Annotated in this window: 22 protein-coding genes; 9 read left to right on the plus strand and 13 right to left on the minus strand. The window is 71.5% G+C overall.

What is annotated here, in order from left to right:
- Positions 1 to 22: 22 nt before the first annotated feature.
- Positions 23 to 619 (plus strand): TetR/AcrR family transcriptional regulator, encoded by a 597-nt coding sequence (locus tag AB0M08_RS09360; RefSeq protein WP_364490858.1) that lies wholly within the window; start codon positions 23 to 25, stop codon positions 617 to 619.
- Here the strand turns inward: AB0M08_RS09360 and AB0M08_RS09365 are convergent.
- Complete coding sequence (locus AB0M08_RS09365; protein ID WP_364490860.1) at positions 616 to 1098, minus strand: TetR family transcriptional regulator; 483 nt, start codon at positions 1096 to 1098, stop codon at positions 616 to 618. The two genes, AB0M08_RS09360 and AB0M08_RS09365, sit on opposite strands and share 4 nt — an antisense overlap.
- A gap of 86 nt (positions 1099 to 1184) precedes the next feature.
- Complete coding sequence (locus AB0M08_RS09370) at positions 1185 to 1511, minus strand: multidrug efflux SMR transporter (protein WP_364490862.1); 327 nt, start codon at positions 1509 to 1511, stop codon at positions 1185 to 1187.
- A 77-nt stretch (positions 1512 to 1588) separates the two neighbouring features.
- Here AB0M08_RS09370 and AB0M08_RS09375 point away from each other — a divergent pair, with 77 nt between their 5' ends.
- Entirely contained in the window at positions 1589 to 2686 is a 1098-nt protein-coding gene (locus tag AB0M08_RS09375) for a beta-eliminating lyase-related protein (protein WP_364490864.1), read from the plus strand.
- 50 nt (positions 2687 to 2736) lie between these two features.
- Positions 2737 to 3147 (plus strand): HPF/RaiA family ribosome-associated protein, encoded by a 411-nt coding sequence (locus AB0M08_RS09380; protein WP_364490866.1) that lies wholly within the window; start codon positions 2737 to 2739, stop codon positions 3145 to 3147.
- 112 nt (positions 3148 to 3259) lie between these two features.
- Here AB0M08_RS09380 and AB0M08_RS09385 read toward each other — a convergent pair whose 3' ends face one another.
- Together AB0M08_RS09385 and AB0M08_RS09390 are read right to left on the minus strand one after the other, a co-directional pair.
- Positions 3260 to 3949, minus strand: a complete 690-nt coding sequence (locus AB0M08_RS09385; RefSeq protein ID WP_364490868.1) for a GNAT family N-acetyltransferase — start codon at positions 3947 to 3949, stop codon at positions 3260 to 3262.
- Between the two features lie 48 nt (positions 3950 to 3997).
- Positions 3998 to 5143, minus strand: a complete 1146-nt coding sequence (locus tag AB0M08_RS09390; RefSeq protein WP_364490870.1) for a LacI family DNA-binding transcriptional regulator — start codon at positions 5141 to 5143, stop codon at positions 3998 to 4000.
- A 122-nt stretch (positions 5144 to 5265) separates the two neighbouring features.
- Here AB0M08_RS09390 and AB0M08_RS09395 point away from each other — a divergent pair, with 122 nt between their 5' ends.
- The 3 genes from AB0M08_RS09395 to AB0M08_RS09405 all read left to right on the plus strand — a co-directional run bounded on the left by AB0M08_RS09395 (position 5266) and on the right by AB0M08_RS09405 (position 7326).
- Positions 5266 to 5820 (plus strand): isochorismatase family protein, encoded by a 555-nt coding sequence (locus AB0M08_RS09395; protein ID WP_364490872.1) that lies wholly within the window; start codon positions 5266 to 5268, stop codon positions 5818 to 5820.
- Positions 5821 to 5860: 40 nt separating this feature from the next.
- Positions 5861 to 6193: a carboxymuconolactone decarboxylase family protein gene (locus tag AB0M08_RS09400; RefSeq protein WP_364490874.1), complete on the plus strand. Its 333-nt coding sequence runs from the start codon at positions 5861 to 5863 to the stop codon at positions 6191 to 6193.
- A 380-nt stretch (positions 6194 to 6573) separates the two neighbouring features.
- A complete protein-coding gene (locus tag AB0M08_RS09405; RefSeq protein WP_364491251.1) occupies positions 6574 to 7326 on the plus strand; it encodes a class I SAM-dependent methyltransferase in 753 nt (250 codons plus the stop codon).
- 281 nt (positions 7327 to 7607) lie between these two features.
- Here the strand turns inward: AB0M08_RS09405 and AB0M08_RS09410 are convergent, their stop codons facing one another.
- The 9 genes from AB0M08_RS09410 to AB0M08_RS09450 all read right to left on the minus strand — a co-directional run bounded on the left by AB0M08_RS09410 (position 7608) and on the right by AB0M08_RS09450 (position 15409).
- On the minus strand, positions 7608 to 8342 hold the full coding sequence (locus tag AB0M08_RS09410; protein WP_364490876.1) for a nucleotidyltransferase domain-containing protein: 735 nt from the start codon (positions 8340 to 8342) through the stop codon (positions 7608 to 7610).
- Between the two features lie 312 nt (positions 8343 to 8654).
- A complete protein-coding gene (locus AB0M08_RS09415) occupies positions 8655 to 9383 on the minus strand; it encodes an ABC transporter permease (protein WP_364490878.1) in 729 nt (242 codons plus the stop codon).
- Positions 9277 to 9849 carry an ABC transporter permease gene (locus AB0M08_RS09420; protein ID WP_364490880.1) on the minus strand — a complete coding sequence of 191 codons (573 nt, stop codon included), beginning with the start codon at positions 9847 to 9849 and terminating at the stop codon, positions 9277 to 9279. The genes AB0M08_RS09415 and AB0M08_RS09420 overlap by 107 nt, the downstream gene beginning before the upstream one ends.
- Positions 9846 to 11075: a hypothetical protein gene (locus AB0M08_RS09425; protein ID WP_364490882.1), complete on the minus strand. Its 1230-nt coding sequence runs from the start codon at positions 11073 to 11075 to the stop codon at positions 9846 to 9848. The genes AB0M08_RS09420 and AB0M08_RS09425 overlap by 4 nt, the downstream gene beginning before the upstream one ends.
- Positions 11072 to 11899, minus strand: coding sequence for a hypothetical protein (locus tag AB0M08_RS09430; RefSeq protein WP_364490884.1), 828 nt, complete (start codon positions 11897 to 11899; stop codon positions 11072 to 11074). The genes AB0M08_RS09425 and AB0M08_RS09430 overlap by 4 nt, the downstream gene beginning before the upstream one ends.
- Before the next feature lie 48 nt (positions 11900 to 11947).
- Entirely contained in the window at positions 11948 to 13030 is a 1083-nt protein-coding gene (locus AB0M08_RS09435) for a HAMP domain-containing sensor histidine kinase (protein ID WP_364490886.1), read from the minus strand.
- Complete coding sequence (locus AB0M08_RS09440) at positions 13027 to 13686, minus strand: response regulator transcription factor (RefSeq protein WP_364490888.1); 660 nt, start codon at positions 13684 to 13686, stop codon at positions 13027 to 13029. Before AB0M08_RS09440 ends, AB0M08_RS09435 begins: the two co-directional genes overlap by 4 nt.
- A 73-nt stretch (positions 13687 to 13759) precedes the next feature.
- On the minus strand, positions 13760 to 14608 hold the full coding sequence (locus AB0M08_RS09445) for a hypothetical protein (RefSeq protein ID WP_364490890.1): 849 nt from the start codon (positions 14606 to 14608) through the stop codon (positions 13760 to 13762).
- A gap of 189 nt (positions 14609 to 14797) precedes the next feature.
- Complete coding sequence (locus tag AB0M08_RS09450) at positions 14798 to 15409, minus strand: SGNH/GDSL hydrolase family protein (RefSeq protein ID WP_364490892.1); 612 nt, start codon at positions 15407 to 15409, stop codon at positions 14798 to 14800.
- A 208-nt stretch (positions 15410 to 15617) separates the two neighbouring features.
- On the opposite strand from AB0M08_RS09450, the gene AB0M08_RS09455 reads away from it, so the two are divergent.
- The 3 genes from AB0M08_RS09455 to AB0M08_RS09465 are packed head-to-tail and all read left to right on the plus strand — an operon-like array spanning position 15618 to position 19202.
- Complete coding sequence (locus tag AB0M08_RS09455) at positions 15618 to 17318, plus strand: ABC transporter substrate-binding protein (protein ID WP_364490894.1); 1701 nt, start codon at positions 15618 to 15620, stop codon at positions 17316 to 17318.
- Between the two features lie 13 nt (positions 17319 to 17331).
- Positions 17332 to 18321, plus strand: coding sequence for an ABC transporter permease (locus tag AB0M08_RS09460; RefSeq protein WP_364490896.1), 990 nt, complete (start codon positions 17332 to 17334; stop codon positions 18319 to 18321).
- Between the two features lie 2 nt (positions 18322 to 18323).
- Positions 18324 to 19202, plus strand: a complete 879-nt coding sequence (locus AB0M08_RS09465; protein WP_364490898.1) for an ABC transporter permease — start codon at positions 18324 to 18326, stop codon at positions 19200 to 19202.
- The last annotated feature ends 107 nt before the right edge of the window (positions 19203 to 19309 follow it).

Below are 19309 nucleotides of genomic sequence, written 5' to 3' on the forward strand. Positions count from 1 at the left end.
GTGCCGGTCGTAAAGTTCTCGGGTGCCGCGTGTTTCCGAAGCCCACCTCGCCGCCCGACGCCAGCAGATCCTCGACGCGGCGGTCCGGTGTTTCGTCCGTGCCGGGTTCCACCAGACCTCGATGCAGGACGTGATCGGGGAGGCCGGGCTCTCGGTCGGCGCGTTCTACCGCTACTTCAAGAGCAAGAACGAACTGATCATGGCGATCGCCGGTACGAAGATCGGCGAGGTCACCGGGCTGATCGACAGCCTGCTCGCGATGGACCCGATGCCGCCGCTGCCGGACTTCGTGGAGCAGGTGCTGGAACGGGTCGACGACACGATCGCCGCGGACGACACGGTCCGGCTCGCCGTGCAGATCTGGGGCGAGGCCACCCACGACCCCGAGGTGGCCGAGGTGGTCCGCGACGTCTACAGCCGGATCCGCGACCGCGCGGTGGTCGCCGCCGAGCGGGCCCGGGCGGCCGGCGAGATCCCGGCGTCGGCGGACCCGTCCGGCGTCGGCGCGGCACTGTTCGGCCTGATCCAGGGCTACGTCCTGCAGCGGGTCCTGATCGGCACGATCGACCGCCGGAGGTACGTGGCGGGGGTCCGGGCGCTACTGGGCGAGACGGCCTAACCGCCCAGTCGGCGGATCGCCGCGGTCAGGCCCGGCGCGTCCAGCTCGCCGCCGGTGACCAGGGCCTTCAGGATGATCCCGTCGATCAGCGCGCAGATGTCCCGTGCCGCGTCCGGGCTGACGGTGGGCGTCAGCAGTGCCGGGAGCCCGTCCATCCACGTCTCGGCGAGCGGGCCGAGCGCCGGGTCACGCGCCGCCGCCAGGCACAGCTCGTACTCCAGGCGCACCTGACGGCGGTCGGTGAGGTACTCCCGGACCAGCTCGGTCAGCGTGGCCGCCATGTCCGGCGCCGCGCGCAGGCGCTCCTCCCAGACGGCGAGATCGTCGTGGAGCATCTCGACCGCGTGTCGCAGGCCGGCGGCGATCAGGTCGTCCAGGGTGGGGAAGTAGTAGGTGGTGGCGCCGAGAGGCAGGCCGGCCCGGGCCGCGACGGCCCGGTGCGTGGTCCGGCCGACGCCGGCCTCGGCGATGACCTCCATGGTGGCGACGGCCAGGGCGGCACGTCGCGCTTCCGGATCTCGGGTACGGCGAGAGGGTGGATTCTGTACGGGGGCCGGGCCTGCGATCAATGCGCCTCTCCGCCGGTCAGGTTGAGCGTGACGACGCCCGCGATGATCAGGGCGATCCCGGCAACCTTAGCGAGTGTGACCGGTTCGCCGAGGAAGGCCGCGCCGATCACCACGATGGCGGCGGTGCCGACCGCGGACCAGATCGCGTAGGCGATGCCCACCTGCATGCCCTTGACCGCCTGGGCGAGGAAGACGAACGAGAGGACGTAGCTGACGAGGACGACGACGGTCGGCCAGAGCCGGGTGAAGCCGTCGGTGGCCTTCATCAGGCTGGTGCCGACGAGTTCGGTGGCGATGGCGAGAAGCAACAGGACGTACGGCATTGCGGAAGCACCTCATCTTGTACATGCGTACTAGTACGATCGTACAATAAAAAGGGGTGTCGTGGCATCATCGAGCGATGACCGACGAGCTCCGCCGTGCGCGCACCGAGGCCGTGCGGGCCTGCGACCGGATCCTCTCCGGCCCGCGTCCCGAGACGATGCGGGAGCGGCTCACCCGGCTGGCGGCCCACCCGGACCTCGACGACCTGCCCGACTTCTACGGCACCGGCCCCGTCCCCGAGCTGGAGGACCGCGTCGCCGGGCTGCTCGGCACCGAGGCGGCGGTCGTCTTCCCGACCGGGACGATGGCCCAGCAGGTCGCGCTCCGGTACGGCGCCGAGCTGACCGGGCGGGACCGGGTCGCGCTGCATCCCCTGGGGCACCAGGAGGTGCACGAGCGGCGGGCGTACGCCGAGCTCTCCGGGCTGCGGGCGATCCACCCGACCGTCGAGCCGCGCAACCCGGTCGCGGTCGAGATCGGTGCCCTCGACGAGCCGGTCGGCACCGTGGTCTTCGAGCTGCCGCTGCGGGACGCCGGTTTCGTGCTGCCGACCTGGGCCGAGCTGCGGGACGCCTGCGCGGTGGCCCGGGCGGCCGGCGCGCGCGTCCACTTCGACGGCGCCCGGCTCTGGGAGTCGGCGCCGCACCTCGGGCAGCCGCTGGACCGGATCGCGGCGCTCGCCGACAGCGTCTACGTGTCGTTCCACAAGACCCTCGGCGGCCTCAGTGGTGCCGCGCTGGCCGGGAGCGCGGACCTGGCCGGGTACGCGCGGGCCTGGCGCCATCGGTTCGGCGGCCAGATCTACCAGCAGTGGCCGGCCGTGCTCGCCGCGATGACCGGTCTGGATCAGGAGCTGCCGCGCGTCCCGGAGTACGTCGCGCACGCCCGTACGGTCGCCGCGGGCCTCGCCGGACTGCCCGGCGCGCGGGTCTTCCCGGAGCCGCCGCACACCCACCAGTTCCAGCTCTGGCTGCCGTACCCGGCGAAGGCCCTCGACGCCGCGGCCCTCGAACTGGCCCGCGAGGAGAAGGTCTGGTTCGCCGGCGGCTGGCGGGACGCGGCCGTCCCGGGCTTCGCGATGACCGAGATCAGCGTCCTCGCCCCGGCTCTGGAATGGTCCGCCGCGGATGTCCTCGGTGTCGGAGAAAGGCTGCTCAGCCGGGTTCGGGCGTGATCCTCCGGGGTACAGGACGGGTGTCCTGATACAACGGATGAGGAGGTCTGATGACTGCTGTCGCCAACCCGGCCACGGTTCAGGAGTGCCTGCGCGTGGGCGCCGGTTTCTCCCAGGGTGACCTGAACTGGCTCACCGAGCAGTTCGGCCCGCTCGACTCGCGGCTCGCCGGCTTCCACGCCGACGCGACGGAACTGGAGATCTCCGTGAAGGACCGGGCCGCCCGCGGCCAGAAGGTCACCCTGGAGTGCTGGATCGGCGGCCGTGACAAAATCGTCACGACGTCGTCCGAGGACGATCTGCACGCGGCGATCATGGACGTCCGCGACGACCTGCGCCGCCGCCTGAACGACGCGAAGACCAGGCAGGAGCCCCGGCACAACCGCCACCTGCGCGACGTCCCGCACGACCAGGCCGAGCCGATCGAGCTCCTCGAGCCTCCGCTCGGCCGCCCGGAGTAAGCCGACCGGGAGTAGGTCGTCCGGGAGTAGGTCGCCCGGATTGGGCTGGCCGGGAGTAGGTCGTCCGGGAGTAGGTCGCCCCGGCTTCCGCCGCACTTTCCCGACATTTCCCTTATCTGACGCCTTTTCTGCCGCCCGCAACGCTCGTGTTCGCGGCGGGCGCGGCCCGGCCTCCGCTCCCAGGGGGCCGGGCCGCCGGAATCCGGGCCGCGGACGGACGACCCAGATAGGTCAGGGGCCCGGGTTCCGGGACCGGCAGCTCGGTGAACCCGAGCCGGTCGTAGAAGCCCCGGGCCCGCACGTTGGCCGTGAGCATGCCGACGTGCACCGCGGCCGCGCCTGCCCGCGCCGCCGCGGCACAGAAACGTTCGATCAGCCTCCGCCCGTGCCCCCGTCCCTGGTACCCGGGCAGCAGGTCGATGTGCAGATGCGCCGGATACCCGGCCAGCTCCGGCAGGATCATCCGCTCCGGGTTCCGGTGCACCGCGACCATGTCCGTATCGGTCACCGGCACCGGCTCCGGAAACCGTCCGGCGACCTCCGGAATCCAGATCTCTCGATACCGCCGGGCGAATCGGGGCGTGTCCGCCGTCCCGACCACGTACCCGACCGCCGTCCCGCCGTGATCCACGACGAAGGCCAGCCCCGGTTCGAGGCGTACGTAGGGCCCGGCGAACAGGTCCCCCATCAGCTCGTCGGTGGAGTACACACCGCGGGCGTCCGCACCGGCGTCGGCCGTGCGCACACAGATGTCGTAGACCGCCGCGCGGTCCTCGGGCCGATATTCCCGGATCGTGTCCACGCGCCGACGCTAGGCCGTGAAAGCGCTCTCACCGCAAGCCCGAATTTCTCAGGCGGTCGCCCGCACCACCGCTGAGCTGGGAAAGAGTCGTTCCGGAGCGGGCCCGCCCAGCGCCGCCCGCACGGCCGCCTCGGCGATCTCCTCGACCGGGTGGGTGGCCGTGGTGAGTCCGGGCACCAGCGCGCCCGCCAGCGGCACATCGTCGAAACCGGTCACCGCGACGTCCCCCGGCACGCTCCGCCCGGCCTCCGCGAGCGCCTGCAGCGCGCCGAGCGCCGTGGCATCACTGACCGCGGCGATGGCATCTAAATCAGGACAAAGGCCTATTAGGGTACGCGCGGCCGCGCGCCCACGAACAGCCGTGAAGTCCCCGCGCACCACGAGTACGGGAAGCCCCGCCGCCACGGCCATCCCGGTGTACGCGGCCAGCGGCGCATGTGACGCCGCGAGCCACTCCGGTCCGGCGATCAGCCCGATCCGGCGGCGTCCCCGGGCGTACAGATGAGCGAGCAGGGCCCGTACCCCCGCCCCGCTGTCCACATCCGCGAAGGGGATCCCCGCCCCGCTCCCGCTCCCGGTTCCGCTCCCGCTCCCGGTTCCCCAGAACTCCGCCCCGCTCCCGGTCCTGTAGAAGCCCGCCGTGCCTATGCCCCCGCAGAAGCCCGCCGTGCCCGCGCAGACGCCCGTTCCGCAGCCGCCCGTTCCGCAGGCGATCGGCGCTCCGCTCCCGTCGGTCGCCGACCCACCGCCGATCGCCGCGATCCGCCCGCGCAGCCGTGCCGGCAGGTGTTCCAGCAGCTCCCGGTCGTGCCCGGCCAGCACGACCGCTGCCACACTGCGATCGTCGCCCAGCCGCTCCAGCCCGTCGTCCCCCTCCAGCGGGAGGTGCCGCAGGCTCAGGCCCAGATCGTACGCGTCCAGCACCGCGGCCATGCTCGCCGCCGCCCGGGTCACGAAGGGGTCCCGGAGGATCCCGGCCCGGCGGTCCCGCATCACGAAGACCACCCGGCTCCCGCTCCTGCGGGCGAGCTGCCGCGCGACCGGATGCGCCGTGTACCCGAGCTGTTCCGCCGCGCTCCGTACGGCCGCCCGGCTCCTCGCGGAGGCCGGACCGTTCTCGGACATGACCCGCGACGCGGTCGCGAGGGACACCCCGGCGAGCCGGGCGACGTCGGCCAGATTGGGCATACGCATCAGTACACCCGTTCCCTCTTCCCCGCAAAAGTGTCAGGGGTCGTCCTAGGGTGTCAATCGCCATCGACAGCACTCTCGGGTGCCCGCAGACCGCGGCACCCCCGACACGACGGGGACCTCCCATGACGACGCTGCCCGACCGCCCGAACACCGCCCTGCTCGTCATCGACGTGCAGACCGGCGTGGTCGCCGACGCCCACGACCGCGACGCCGTGATCACCACCATCAACACCCTGTTGACCCGCGCCCGCGCCGAGGAGATCCCGGTGATCTGGGTCCAGCACTCCGCCGACGACCTCCCCCGGGGCAGCGACCCGTGGCAGTTCGCCCCCGAGCTGGCGGTCTCCGCGACCGAGCCCGTGGTGCACAAGCTCTACGGCGACTCCTTCGAGGCCACCGACCTGGAGTCCCAGCTCGCCGCCCGCGCGGTCGGCCACCTCGTCGTCACCGGCGCCCAGACCGACGCCTGCATCCGCTCGACCCTGCACGGCGCCTTCACCCGCGGCTACGACGTCACCCTGGTCGCCGACGCCCACACCACCGAGGACATGACGAAGTGGGGTGCCCCCGACCCGGCCCAGGTCATCGCCCACACCAACCTCTACTGGAGCTTCCAGTCCGCCCCCGGCCGCACCGCCACCACGACCCCCGCCGCCGACGTCACCTTCACCGCCTGATCCGCCGTGGGGGAGTCCTCCACGGTCGTACCGTGAGCACATGGAGGATTACCTGCCCACCGTCTACCAGCAGTTCCTCGACCGCTTCCCGGAGGTGGCGGAGGCACAGGGCTCGGTCGCCCGCACCATCCGCGACCGCAGCCCTTTCGACCCGCGCACCGACCGCCTGCTGAAGCTGGCCATGGCGATCGGCGCCCAGTCCGAGGGCGCCGTCCGCTCCAACGTCCGCAAGGCCCTCCAGCACGGCGCCACGGTCCACGAGCTCCACGCGGTAGCCCTGGACGCCATCACCACCTGCGGTTTCCCCACGGCCATCGCCGCCCTGGGCTGGATCGAGGAGGTCACCACCAACGAGCTGACCCCCACCGGCTGACCCTCTCCGCCCACCCGGCCCGCGGGCGACCACACCCACCTACCGGGCTAGCCACCGGGCCACCCACCCACCGGGCCACCTACTCACCGGGCCACCCGCCTACCGGGCCACCCGCCTACCGGGCGACCTACTCACCGGGCCACTCACCCACCGGGCCACCCAGCCGGCTGGCTGGCCGTGCCAGCCAGCCGTGGCCGTCATGGCATGCCCGCCGTGCCTGCCGGGCTCGCCCGCTGTCGTGCCTGCGGTGAGAGCCGGGCCGGATGATCGGGCCGGAGCAGCGAGGCCGAGAATGATCTGAGCGACGACGAATCACGGGGAGCGACGTGGGCACGGAGAACGGTGCGAGTGCGGGAGCCGGAACACCCGGCGAGAGCGGCCTGAGCACGGAGAACGCCTGGCTACGCAAGATCGCGGAGAATCCTGGCCACTCCCAGTGGTATGTCCAGCGCTTCCGCGACCTTGCCGCCCAGGGCGCCGACCTGGCCGGTGAGGCCCGCTTGATCGACACGATGGTCCCCCGGAACTCCCTGATCCTCGACGCGGGCTGCGGCACCGGCCGGGTCGGCGGCTTCCTCGCCGGGGCCGGCCACCGCGTGGTCGGCGTCGATCTGGACCCCGAGCTGATCGCGGTGGCCACCACCGACCACCCCGGTTCCCTCTGGCTGACCGCCGACATCTCGACCCTGGACCTGACCACCCTCGACCTGACCCCGCTCGCCCCTCCCGGCAACGCGCCCACACCTGGCAACGCGCCCACATCCGGCGGTGTGCCTATGCCCGGCGCTGCACCTACGCCCGGCGCTGCACCTACGCCCGGCGCTGCGTCTACGCCCGCGTCTGGTGAGGCCACGCCCCGGGCCGCCTTCGACGTGATCGTCTGCGCCGGCAACGTGATGACCTTCGTAGCCCCGTCCACCCGTGTCGAGATCCTGCGCCGCTTCCGGGCCCACCTCGCACCCCAGGGCCGGGTGGCGATCGGGTTCGGCACCGACCGCGGCTACCCGGCCGACACCTTCCTCGCCGACGCCGCCACCGCGGGCCTCACCCCCGACCTGCTGCTGAGCACGTGGGACCTGCGCCCCTTCACCCCCGCCGCAGGTTTCCTGGTAGCCCTCCTGACCGCCGCCTGATCCACCCACCCGCCACCAGGTCAACGACACGACACACCTCCGGCATCCACCCCGTACGGTCGGGATCGCGGGGGCGGAGTGACGGCACGGTCCGGTCCGTAAGGGCGGCACGGCCGCACGATCCGTTCCCCGGCGGGGACGATCAAAGAGGTAACGGTGCGGCACGGTCCGTTCCCTGGGGGCGGCACGGCCGGGATGGGTGACCGGCGCGAGGAGACTCCGGAGTAGCGACCGTGCTCCGGAGTAGCGACCGCGCTCCGAAAGGAGTAGCCGGCTCCGGGTCAGGCGCGGTAGCCGTCGAAGAGGGGGCCGCCGCCCAGGGCCAGGACCTCGGCGGCGAGCTCGGCCGGGGCGTCGCGGACCGCGAGCCAGCGGGCGGCCAGGTCCTCGTCGAGCTGGCGCAGCTCGCGGAGGAGCCACTTGCCGCCGCTCACCCAGCGGCCGGCGAAGGAGAGCGCCGCCTGCGCGGTCTCCGTCCACATCGCGGTGCCGATCACCGTACGCTCGCCGGGGTCGATCGCGTGCTGGTAGTCGTCGAGCAGATCGGTCAGCGAATACCGCAGCCAGTCCCGCTCCGCGCCGGTCAGCGGCGGTGGGCCGGAGGCGAGCACCCCGGCGCAGCGTTCGCGCAGCTCGCTGGGGTCGCCGACGACCGGGACGCCGTGCGCGAGCATCCGGTGGGTGCTCGGTTTCCGGTCGGCCAGCTCGTTCTTCAGGAACCCGGCCAGCCGCTCCGGCGTGTGCACGAAGAGCTCCACCGGCCAGCCCCGGAAGTGCAGGCTCTCCCGGTAGCCCGGCCCGTTCTGCCGGAGCACCACGATGTCCAGATCGGACCCGCTGGTCCGGTAGGGCCCGATGACACTCCCGGTGAGCACCGCCCAGGTGGCCTCCGGAAAACGCTCGGCCACGAGAGCACGAGCATCGGTCAGCGGATCCACCCCCAGATCCTCCCGCATGCTCATCAAGCCCCCGCTTCCGGGCCCCTCGTCCAGCGTACGCCGAGTGATCACCACCATCGAGCCCGCTCGTTACCACATCCACGATGGCGCCGGTCCCGCCTCCGGCACGTCGAGATCCACACACGCCGGCCCCGCCGGCCGCCGCCCGGCGTCGCATCAGCCCGGGCCCACGGCTTGGCCAGGGGCGGCGGGCGCGCGCGGACGGTGCGAGTGGGGGCGGCGGGCGCGCGCGATCAACCGCGAGAAGGCCCCGGGTCGCGGTCTGCGTGATGACCCCGGGTCGCGGTCTGCGTGATGACCCCGGGTCGCGGTTTGCGTGATGACCCCGGGTCGCGGTTTGCGTGATGACCCGGGTCGCGGTCTGCGTGATCAGCCCGGGCCGCGCAGTGCGTCGACGGGCTGCATGCGGGCGGCGCGCGCCGCCGGATAGAGGCCGGCGAACAGCCCGACCGCCGCGCCGGCCAGCGGGGCGGCCGCGGTCGGCGCACCGTCCAGTACGGGCGTCCACTGCCGGGCGACGCTGATCGCCAGCACCGCGAGGACCCCGGTGCTGGCGCCGACGATCCCGCCGAGTAGGCCGATGACCGTGGACTCCAGCAGGAACTGCAGCGCGATGTGCCGGCGGCGGGCGCCCAGGGCCCGTCGCAGCCCGATCTCCGCGGTACGTTCCAGGACGGTGACCAGGGTGACGTTGGCGATGCCGAGCGCGCCCACCACCAGTGACACCAGGCCGAGGATCAGCAGCAGGCCGCCGACGTCCGAGGCCACGCCGGTGCGCAGCGACGCCGGGTCGGGCGGCGCGTCGACCACCAGCGCGGCCGGGTCGTTCGGGGAGAGGGCGATCGGCGCCTGCCCGGCGACGAGCGGCGCGGCGCCGAGCGTGGTGGTGATCGCGATCGTGGTGGCCGCGCCGAGACCGAGGCCGTCGTCGGCGGTGGTCCACGGCAGGATCACCGCGGTCGACAGGACACGCTGGTCGGGGCGGCGGACGTCACCGAGGACCCCGATCACCGTGTACGGCTTCCCGTCGACGAGGACGGCCGGCTGGTTGTCGACCCGGACCAGGCCGAGCTGCCCGGCGGCGGTCGCACCGAGCACCGCGACCCGGTCGTGGCGGCCGACGCCCGGCGTCGAAGAAGCGGCCGAGGGCGACGTCGGCGCGCGCCGCGACGGGCAGTTCCGGGGTGGCGCCGAGGACCGGGAGCAGCCGGTCCAGGATCCGCGTCGGGTCCTTCACCTCGTTGGCGCGTACCGGAAGGTCCCGCCCCTCCTCGGTCCGGGAGTAGGCGGCGACCGTGGCCACCCCGTCGAGCCGGGCGACGTCGTCGGTGGCGCTCCAGGCCATCCCCGACGGCCGGGGCACGTGCACGGTGACCTCGGTGGCGGTCACCGCGTCGAACCGCCCGGCGATCTGGTTGCCCGCCGTCGCGGCGACGCCGAGCGTGGTGACGAGCGTGCCGATACCGATCACCACGCCGGCGATGGTGAGCACGGTCCGCGCGGGCCGGGCGCCGATCCCGTTGATCGCCTCGGTGACCAGGTCCCGGAGGGTGAACCGGCTCATGTCGCGCCCACCACCACACGGAGGCCCTCGGTCAGGACGGCCGCTCCCACCGGGGTCACCTGCACCTCGCCGCCGGCGGTCAGCCCGAGGGTGACCGGCACGTCCCGGGTCGCGCCGTCGTCGCCGGCCACCGTGACCCGGGCCTGCCCGTCCGCGCCGGTGAAGACCGCCGCGACCGGGACGACGAGCACCTTCCCGCCGGTCCGCCCGACCTGGATCAGCACCTTCACGGTCGTCCCCGCGGTGAGCTTCGCGGCGTCGCCGGGGACGATCCGGACGGGCGTGCCGGCCGGGGCCGCCGTGTCGTCGTCGGCGTCGACCGCGTAGGCGGCGCCGATCCCGGTCAGCTTCGCGGCACAGGTCACGCCGGCGGAGTCCTGCAGCGTTACGGGCAGGCCGGTTCTGATCAGCTCGGTGTCCTCGGTGGCGACCGTCGCGTTGACCACCAGGTTCGGGTCGGCGACGGTGGCGACCGGCCCCTCCGGCGCGCTGCCGGGCTTCGCGGTGACCGTGGTCAGCCGGATCGGCAGCGCCGGCAGGAAGACGACCTCGCCGCTGGGCACGCTCACCCCGTAGGTCTCCCGGTACGCGGCCAGGTCGTCGAGCGCGTCCCGGTGCGGCTGCCCGCCGGCCTGTTCCGTATCGGTCACGGCCCGTTCCAGGGCGCGTAGCTGGGTGCGCTGTTCGACGGTGGGCTGGGCCGCGGCGTACCCGGCCCTGTCGTAGAGGGCGGCGACCGCGGTCAGCGCGGTGTCGTTCAGGGCGCCGCCGGCGGCGAGCCCCAGGGCCGCGCGCAGCTGGCGTACGTCGTCGCCCCGGCTGCCGCGGGTGAGGGTGCGGTACATCGGGACCTCTCCCTCGAGGACGAAGACCGGGCGCCCGTTGATCTCCAGCAGGACGTCGCCCGCCCGCAGGGTCCGCCCGGCCGTGGCCGTCTTGGTGACCAGCTGTGTCCCGGCCTCGCCGCTGCCGGAGGCGACCGTGCCGGTCAGCGTGATCGGGGTGGCCCGGCCGTACGTCACCGAGCCCTGGGTCACCACCTGGGAGGTGAGCTCGCGGCGCTGGACCGGCACGGTGACCGGCGCGGCGGACGGCGGCGTCCGGGCGGCCGCGGCGTCGGTGGGCGACGTGACGTGCGTGGCGGCCACCCACCCGGCGGCGCCGGCGGCCACGGCGACCGCGGTGGTCAGGGCCACGACGCCCTGCGGGCCCCTCGTCATGGTCAACCGGCTGTCCCGCCGAGGGTGACGACCGCGGCGTACCGGGTGCGCGCGATCGTCGCGTAGTCGCCGCGGCACTCCAGATCGGCGAGGGACGCCGTGATCTCCTCGGGCAGGTGGGCCTTCGCCTCGGCCGCGCTGAGCGTCGCGCCGGCCAGCACCGGGGCGTTGATCAGGTCGTAGACGCCGGTGTCGATCAGGCCCGGCTCGGCGGAGGCGACCCGGTAGCCCTTGCCGCGCAGGCAGTCCGCGTACTTCGCGGCGGCCGCCACCACCGCGGTGTCGGTGCGGAACCTCTCGTAGGCGCGCTTGTCGGCGTCCTGTGCCTCGGGGAACACCGTCGCATAGGCGATGTCGGCGCACCCCGTGCCGGTGCCGCCGGACTTCGGGTCGGCGCCGAGCGCCTCGTCCCACGCCGTACGGCGCGTCTCGTCCAGGGCTTCGCGGATCCGGTTGTTCGGGTTGTCGCCGGGCCGCATGACGGGCTGTTCCACCATCGGGTCGTTCGGGTAGACCTTCGCGCTGTAGATGCCGAAGCCGTATTTCTGCCGGTACCCGCGCAGTTCGTCGTCGGTCTTCAGCAGGCCGGCGGCACCCGTGTAGCCGGCCGAGCGGGACGCGGACTCGAAGGCGGGCGGAACCTCGTACTGAAAGCCCTTCTTCTTCATGCAGTCGGCGATCATCTTCTCGGCGGTCTGCCGCTTGGTCGCCTCGCTGGACAGTTCGGTGGTCGTGGTCACGGCGCCGTCGGTCGTGCCGCTGCTCTCGGTGGAGCCACAGCCGGTCAGCAGGGCGAGTCCGGCAGCCGTCACGGCAAGGGAACGTCTCATGCCGAGAACTCTCCGCAATCAGGCGTTCTGCGGCCGTCAGGGTTATCTTTATCGTTCTTTTATGGGAAAGGTCACCTCAACGCGCAGACCGTCGTTCCCGGACGAACGCCCGGTGATGGTGCCGTCGTGCGCGTGCACGATCGACCGGGCGATCGTCAGGCCCAGGCCCGCGCCGCCACTGTGGTCGATCCGGTTCGGGTTCAGCCGGCGGAACGGCTCGAAGAGCCCGGCGACGGCCTCCGGCGGCACGTCGTCGCCGGTGTTCTCCACGGTCAGCGCCGGATCCTCGCCCACCGCGACGGTGACCGTGCCGCCCGGCCGGTTGTACTTGATCGCGTTCTGCAGCAGGTTGGTGACCAGGCGCTCCAGCAGCACCCGTTCACCGATCACCACGCGCGGCGCCAGCCGGACGGTCACCGCGACCCCGGCCTGGCCGGCCCGGCCACGGTGCTCCTCGACGACCGCTCCGGCGACCGTGTCGAGACGGATCTCGCTGCGCGAGGCGAGACCACGATCGGTCTCGCTCAACACCAGCAGCGCTTCGATCAGGCGTACGTTACGGTCGTTGGTCTCCAGGAGCTGCTCGGTCAGCGCCTGCAGCCGTTCCGGGCCGGGGCCGCGGGCCAGACCGACTTCGATCAGCGTCCGCTGCACCGCGAGCGGGGTGCGCAACTCGTGGGAGGCGTCGGCCGCGAACCGGCGCTGCGACTCGTAACCGACCGCGACCCGGCTGATCATCCCGTTCACCGCCGCCGCGAGCTGCGCCATCTCCCCCCGCGGGCCGCCGCGGATCCGGTACGCGAAGTTCTGCGGCCCCAGGTTCCCGATCTGCACGGCCAGCTCCCGGAGCGGGCCGACCGCCCAGTGCAGCCCGGCGAGCGCCGCACCGAGCATCGCGGCCAGGGCCAGCACCAGCATCAGCCGGTACGAGTTGTCCACCTGGGTCATCGTCGTACAGAAGGCCGAATGCGACGCCTCACCGATGCCGTCGTCACCCGCCACGCAGAACCGGAACACCATGATCCGGGTCCAGTCGGCGACGTCGGCCGCGATGTCCCGGGAGAGGTAGCCACCGGCCAGCAGCAGCACGCAGATCAGCGCGGCCCGCCGGCGCGGGGAACGCAGCATCATCGGCCGAGCCGGTATCCCACGCGCGGCACGGTGTGGATGATCGCCGGCTCGCCGAGCTTGCGGCGCAGCGTCATCACGGTGACCCGGACCGTGTTGGTGAACGGGTCGGCGTGCTCGTCCCACGCCTGTTCGAGGAGGTCCTCGGCGCTGACCACGGCACCGTCGGCCCGCAGCAGCACCCGCAGCACCGCGAACTCCTTCGGCGACAGCCGCAGCGGCAGCCCGTCCCGGGACGCGGCGTGCCGGGGTTCGTCGAGCACCACCCCGTCACGCTCCAGTACCGGCCGCCGCGCCTGGTGCGCCCGCCGCCCCAGCGCCTGTACCCGCGCGACCAGCTCGGCGAAGGCGAACGGCTTGGTCAGGTAGTCGTCCGCGCCCAGCCCGAGCCCCTCGACCCGGTCACGGATCCCGGCCGCCGCGGTCAACAGCAGGACCCGGGTGCCCCCGCCGCCCTCCGCGATGTGCCGGCAGACCTGGTCACCGGTGGCCCCCGGCATGTCCCGGTCGAGGATCGCCACGTCGTACCGGTTCACGTCGAGCCGCTCCATCGCGGCGGCACCGTCATAGACGACGTCCACCGCGATGGCGAAGTCCCGCAGCCCGTCGGCGACCGTGTCGGCCAGGATCCTCTCGTCCTCCGCGACTAGCACGCGCATGTCGGCACCACCCCCCGACCGGGCACCTTCGCACGACCGGCATAAAGGTTCGGTAAGCGGGTCCCGCGCCGGGCTACGGCAGGAACCAGCGGTGCTGGCGGATGCGGTCGACGGCGGCCTGGTACGAGAGCTCCACCTGGTGCGTCGGGTTGCCGTGGTAATAGCGCAGCGCCTGGAACACCAGTGCCGGGTCGACCGCGAGCCACGGCAGCTGGACCGCCATCGTCTCCGGGGCGTCCTCCCGGCCGAACAGGAAGCGCCGCGTCCGGGTCTCCGGTGACGACACCGCCTGGACCGCGATGACCGGGATGTGCGCGACCTCGCCGGCCCGGATGTCGCGGACCGCGTGCCACGGGATGAAGCTCTGCGCGGTGATTCCGTGGTGGTACACGCCGTCCGGGGTCAGCACCAGGCGCCCGGGGGCGCTCCGGAGCAGCGTGAAGAGCAGGAAGGCGGTCGCCGTCGCGCCGAGTCCGAGCAGGACCGCGACGAGCAGCAGGAAGCCGAGCGGGGCGGGGCGGAGCACCAGCGTCACGGCGAGCCCGAGCTGGCAGAGTGTCAGCAGGGTCAGGAAGCTCGCGTACCAGTAGTAGAGCGTCGTCGAGTACCCGAAGGTCACGCCGATCGAGCCGTCGTCGATCTTAGAGAGGCGCATCCGGTCGCCGGTGCCGCGGGGGCGTACCCAGAGGGCGAGTTCGAGGCCGGAGAGGTGGCCGAAGAAGAGCGAGGCGACCGCGCAGGCGAGCGCGGCGGCGGGGTCACCGATCAGTAGCGACCAGGCCCCGGCGGCGAGGATGAAGACGGTCAGCAGGGTGCTGGCGACGGCGGCGTAGACGAGACGCGGCGACGGCTCGTACTCCCGCCACGGAGAGTCACCGGCCATCGCGGGATCGCCGTTCGGCAGGTCGAAGTAGAGGGTCATCGGAGGTCGGTCCTCTCCCCGGGGGCTGGTCGATCGATGGTACGAACATCGAGGGTGATCAGTTCAACAGAGCGCGACCGGCGTACGGCGTACCGGAAGGGGTGAAGTGCCTGGCAGTGGGGTTTCTGGATCGATCAACGCCGGAACGCAGAGGCAGATGGCGCACAAAGTGATAACTCAGCGTGACGGTCAGTGGCTCGGCAACCACGCTCGCGGAACGGCCGCGAGCCACGCCTGAGCGATCACCCGATGTCCGCGGACGGTCGGGTGTACGCCGTCTCGGGCCAGCTCGTGGGCGGGCCCCGCGGATGACAGAGCGGATTGTGCGGGGACGAACGCCGCCCCCGGCGCCGCCGCCAGTGAGCGGACGACGGCCCGCTTCGCGCCCAGGTCCTCGGCCTCCCACCGCTCCTGCCCGGCGTCCACCGGCAGTACGAACGGTTCGATCAGGACGACCCGCGTCGCCGGGCCGAGCGTGGCCAGCATCCCCCGCAGCGCGGCCTCGAATCGATCGACCCCGGTAACTCGGCCGGCCCCGTCGTAGCGCCGCCACACGTCGTTGATACCGATCAATATCGAGACCAGTGCGGGGGAGTGCGCGAGCACGTCGTCGTCCCAGCGTGCGGCCAGGTCGGACGAGAGGTCGCCGCCGACCCCGGTGTTCACCACGCGCGTACCGGAAAGGGCCGGAGCGGCCGCGAGGAAGCGGACGTAGCCGTCGCCGAGACCGTCCGGATCGTCGCGCCGGCCGCAGTCGGTGACGCTGTCGCCGGTGAAAACAACTGTCGATGAATCGGTCATCTGCTGCCTCCGGGTTTCGAGTCGGGCCGTGCCGGGTGTCGGAGTTTGCCGCACCAGGCGACGACCCGACATCCGCTCTTGACATTGCAAACTTAAGCGACTTAATAATGGCCCGGTCAACGGTGAATCTCGCGCTGTGCTGGGGATGCGCGGGGATCCGCGCCTGCTCGCCGCCTGCCCGCGGCGTCGAATATCGAGGGATTTGCTGATGTTGAACCTGTTCGCAGGCCGGGGCCGTCGCCTCGGCGCCGCGGTGGCCGCGTCCGCCGCGCTCGCGCTCGCCATCTCGGGGTGTTCCGGCGGTGGCGGCAAGAAGTCCACCGGCAATGCCGCCGACAGCTCGATCACCATCTTCAACGGGGCGACCGGCACCATTGTGGAGCAGTGGAATCCGTTCATCCCGAACTTCCTGCAGCCCACCGAGGGCCTCATCTACGAGCCGCTCTACTGGTACAACTTCGCGAGCAACGCGGAGCCGCAGCCGGTTCTCGCCACCGCGTACTCGTGGGACGCCACCGGCAAGGTCCTCACCATCACCACCCGTGAGGGCGTGAAGTGGTCGGACGGGCAGCCGTTCACCGCCAAGGACGTGGCGTACACCTTCGACCTGATCAAGCGGACGCCGGAGATCAACGCGGGCGCCCTCAAGATCGTCTCTTCCGAGGCGAAGGACGACAAGACCGCGGTGCTCACCTTCGAGAAGCCGTCCTTCACCGACGAGGCGAGCATCGTCGGCAACACGCCGATCGTCCCCGAGCACGTCTGGTCGACGATCTCCGACCCGAAGACGTCGATCAACCCGAACCCGGTCGGCACCGGCCCGTACAAGCTCAAGCAGTTCTCCGCGCAGAGCTACGTCATGGAGAAGAACCCGAACTACTGGCAGGCCGGCAAGCCGCAGATCCAGAACATCCGCTACATCGCGCTGGCCACCGCCGACGCCGCGAGCGCCGCGCTCACCGCCGGTCAGGTCGACTGGATGAGCTCCTTCCTGCCCGGTCTGGATCAACTGATCAAGAACCAGAAGAATTTGACGTACGTCAACACGCCCGCTCTCACCGCATCGATCTTCACGTGTGCCGACACCTCCTACGGCTGTAAGGGCCCGCAGACCGATCCCGCGGTCCGCCAGGCGATCTACTGGGCGATCAACCGGGACCAGCTGAACAAGCTCGCCGGAGGAGGCTTCGCCGAGACCGCGTCGCCGACCCTGCTCCTGCCCGAGCGCGACAAGGACTGGATCGCCGACCCGGCCAACCTGACCACCCCGGGCGGCCCGGACGTCGCCAAGGCGAACCAGATCCTGGACGCGGCCGGCTGGGTCAAGGGCAGTGACGGCATCCGGGCCAAGGGCGGCGAGAAGCTCTCGCTGACCATCCAGACGGTGACCGGCTGGAGCGACTTCATCTCGCTCAACGACGCGATGGCCCAGCAGCTCAAGGAGGTCGGCATCGAGCTCAAGCCGACCCAGCTCGCCTGGCAGGAGTGGAACACCAACGAGGTGCAGGGCAAGTTCCAGCTCTCGCTCGACTCGATCGGCCTGGGCGCCTCCACCAACCCGTACTTCACCTACCTGAAGTACTCCTCGACCACCACCGCCAAGGTCGGCACGGCGGCGGGGCTGAGCGGCAACTACGCGCGGTACAAGAACGCCACGGTGGACGCGGCGGTCGCGGTCGCGGCGGGCACCAACGACGAGGCGCTCCAGAAGCAGCAGTACACGATCATCCAGCAGGAGATCGTCAAGGACCTGCCGTACATCCCGATCTACATCAACTCGATGCTCACCGAGTTCAGCACCGCGAACGCCACCGGCTGGCCCACCAACGACAACAAGTACGCGCTCCCGGCCACCTGGAAGAACTGGGACAACGGCGTGGTGCTGACCAACCTCGTACCGGCGAAGTAGGGCGGGACGGGCCGTGCGCTACCTGCTCCGCAAGCTGGGGTTCTACCTGGTCGCCCTCTGGGCGGCGCTGACGGTGAACTTCTTCGTTCCGCGCCTGATGCCCGGCGACCCGGTCGAGATCCTGCTCTCGAAGCTGGGACAGCACGGCCCGGTCACCCCGGAGATGCGGGCCTCGATGGAGGCCCTGCTCGGCACGAACACCGGCGAGCCGCTCTGGTCGCAGTACCTCGACTACCTGGGCAACCTGGTGCACGGGGACCTGGGCACCTCGGTGGTCTTCTACCCGGCCCCGGTCACGTCGATCATCGAGCAGACCCTGCCCTGGACGATCGGCCTGATCGGGCTCGCCGCGATCATCTCGTTCCTGGCCGGCGTCGGTCTCGGCACCCTCGCCGGCTGGAAGCGGGGCTCCTGGCTGGACAACCTCATCCCGGTCACCACCATGTTCCAGTCGGTGCCGTACTTCTGGCTGGCGCTGATCCTGCTCTTCGCGTTCGGCAGCGTCTGGCCGCTCTTCCCGCTCAACGGCGGGTACGACGTCTACAACGTGGAGCCCGGCTGGAACGGCGCCTTCCTCGGCTCGGTCCTCTACTACGGCACGCTGCCCGCGCTGACCATCGTGATCGCCTCGGTCGGCGGCTGGATGCTCGGCATGCGCAACATGATGGTCTCCACGCTCTCCGAGGACTACATGCTCACCGCCGAGGCGAAGGGCCTGCGACCGGGAAGGATCATGCGACGGTACGCCGCCCGCAACGCCGTCCTCCCGTCCATCTCGGGTTTCGCGATCTCGCTCGGCTTCGTGGTCGCCGGGTCGATCGTCACCGAGGCGGTCTTCTCCTACCCCGGCATCGGCTCCGCGCTCCTGCAGTCCGTCGGGGGCAACGACTACGCCCTCATGCAGGGCATCTTCCTGGTCATCACGCTCTCCGTGCTCGGGGCCAACCTCCTGGTGGACCTCCTGTACTCGGTGATCGATCCGCGTACGAGAGCAAGGGGTTGATCGTGGTTTCCAAGTTGAGAGTCGGCCTGGTCATCGCCGGCGCGATCCTGCTCTTCGCAGTGATCGGCCCGTTCGTCACGCAGGACCCGCGACTGGTGAACGATATCGGTCTGGCGGGCCCGAGCGCCGATCACTGGCTCGGCACCACGCAGACCGGTCAGGACGTCCTGGCCCAGCTGGCGCACGGCACCCGCGGCTCGCTGATCGTGGGCGCGGTGGTCGGCCTGCTCACTCTGATCCTCTCCGCGTTCTTCGGCGTGGTCGGCGCGTACGCGGGCGGCTGGGTCGACGAGGCGTTCTCCCTGTTCACCAACGTCATGCTGGTCATTCCCGGTCTGCCGCTGGTCATCGTGATCTCCAGCTACGTCCCGGACAAGAGCATCTGGCTGGTCTCGGTCGTCCTGGCGATCACCAGCTGGGCGGCCTCCGCCCGGGTGCTGCGCGGCTACACGCTGAGCCTGCGCAACCGCGACTACGTGCTCGCCTCCCAGGTGGCCGGCGAGAAGCGCTGGCGGATCCTGACCGTCGAGATCCTGCCCAACCTGATCCCGCTGCTCGCGTCACAAACGGTCTTCGCGGTCATCTTCGCCATTCTCGGCGAGGCCGGCCTCTCGTACCTGGGCCTCGGCGCGAGCGGCTCGTTCACCTGGGGAACCATGCTCTACTTCGCCCAGAACGGCCTGGCCCTGCGCCTCGGCGCGTGGTGGTGGTTCGTCCCTCCGGGCCTGATGCTGGCCCTCTTCGGCGCCGCTCTCTCCCTGGTCAACTTCTCGATCGACGAGATCATCAACCCGAAGCTGCGTGACCAGACACGGTCGGCCCGCAAGGGCTGGCGCATGTCCCGCGAGCAGCTCTCCACCGCGAAGGAGGCGACCCTGTGACCGGCACGGCAGCTCTCCCCGGCGACGGTGGTGGCACGGCGGCTTTCTCTGATGGCGACGGTGGTGGCACGGCTTTCTCCGATGGCGGTGGAGGTGGCGCGGCTTTC

The organism is Actinoplanes sp. NPDC051851 (assembly GCF_040681165.1).
Lineage (GTDB): Bacteria > Actinomycetota > Actinomycetes > Mycobacteriales > Micromonosporaceae > Actinoplanes.

Coding starts and splice junctions, on each gene's coding strand:
- AB0M08_RS09410 (WP_364490876.1), bottom strand. CDS start 8,342: ATGGTGGTGATCACTCGGCGTACGCTGGACGAGGGGCCCGGAAGCGGG.
- AB0M08_RS09390 (WP_364490870.1), bottom strand. CDS start 5,143: ATGCGTATGCCCAATCTGGCCGACGTCGCCCGGCTCGCCGGGGTGTCC.
- AB0M08_RS09380 (WP_364490866.1), top strand. CDS start 2,737: ATGACTGCTGTCGCCAACCCGGCCACGGTTCAGGAGTGCCTGCGCGTG.
- AB0M08_RS09445 (WP_364490890.1), bottom strand. CDS start 14,608: ATGACCCTCTACTTCGACCTGCCGAACGGCGATCCCGCGATGGCCGGT.
- AB0M08_RS09420 (WP_364490880.1), bottom strand. CDS start 9,849: ATGAGCCGGTTCACCCTCCGGGACCTGGTCACCGAGGCGATCAACGGG.
- AB0M08_RS09435 (WP_364490886.1), bottom strand. CDS start 13,030: ATGATGCTGCGTTCCCCGCGCCGGCGGGCCGCGCTGATCTGCGTGCTG.
- AB0M08_RS09430 (WP_364490884.1), bottom strand. CDS start 11,899: ATGAGACGTTCCCTTGCCGTGACGGCTGCCGGACTCGCCCTGCTGACC.
- AB0M08_RS09375 (WP_364490864.1), top strand. CDS start 1,589: ATGACCGACGAGCTCCGCCGTGCGCGCACCGAGGCCGTGCGGGCCTGC.
- AB0M08_RS09365 (WP_364490860.1), bottom strand. CDS start 1,098: ATGGAGGTCATCGCCGAGGCCGGCGTCGGCCGGACCACGCACCGGGCC.
- AB0M08_RS09400 (WP_364490874.1), top strand. CDS start 5,861: ATGGAGGATTACCTGCCCACCGTCTACCAGCAGTTCCTCGACCGCTTC.
- AB0M08_RS09455 (WP_364490894.1), top strand. CDS start 15,618: ATGTTGAACCTGTTCGCAGGCCGGGGCCGTCGCCTCGGCGCCGCGGTG.
- AB0M08_RS09370 (WP_364490862.1), bottom strand. CDS start 1,511: ATGCCGTACGTCCTGTTGCTTCTCGCCATCGCCACCGAACTCGTCGGC.
- AB0M08_RS09450 (WP_364490892.1), bottom strand. CDS start 15,409: ATGACCGATTCATCGACAGTTGTTTTCACCGGCGACAGCGTCACCGAC.
- AB0M08_RS09440 (WP_364490888.1), bottom strand. CDS start 13,686: ATGCGCGTGCTAGTCGCGGAGGACGAGAGGATCCTGGCCGACACGGTC.
- AB0M08_RS09395 (WP_364490872.1), top strand. CDS start 5,266: ATGACGACGCTGCCCGACCGCCCGAACACCGCCCTGCTCGTCATCGAC.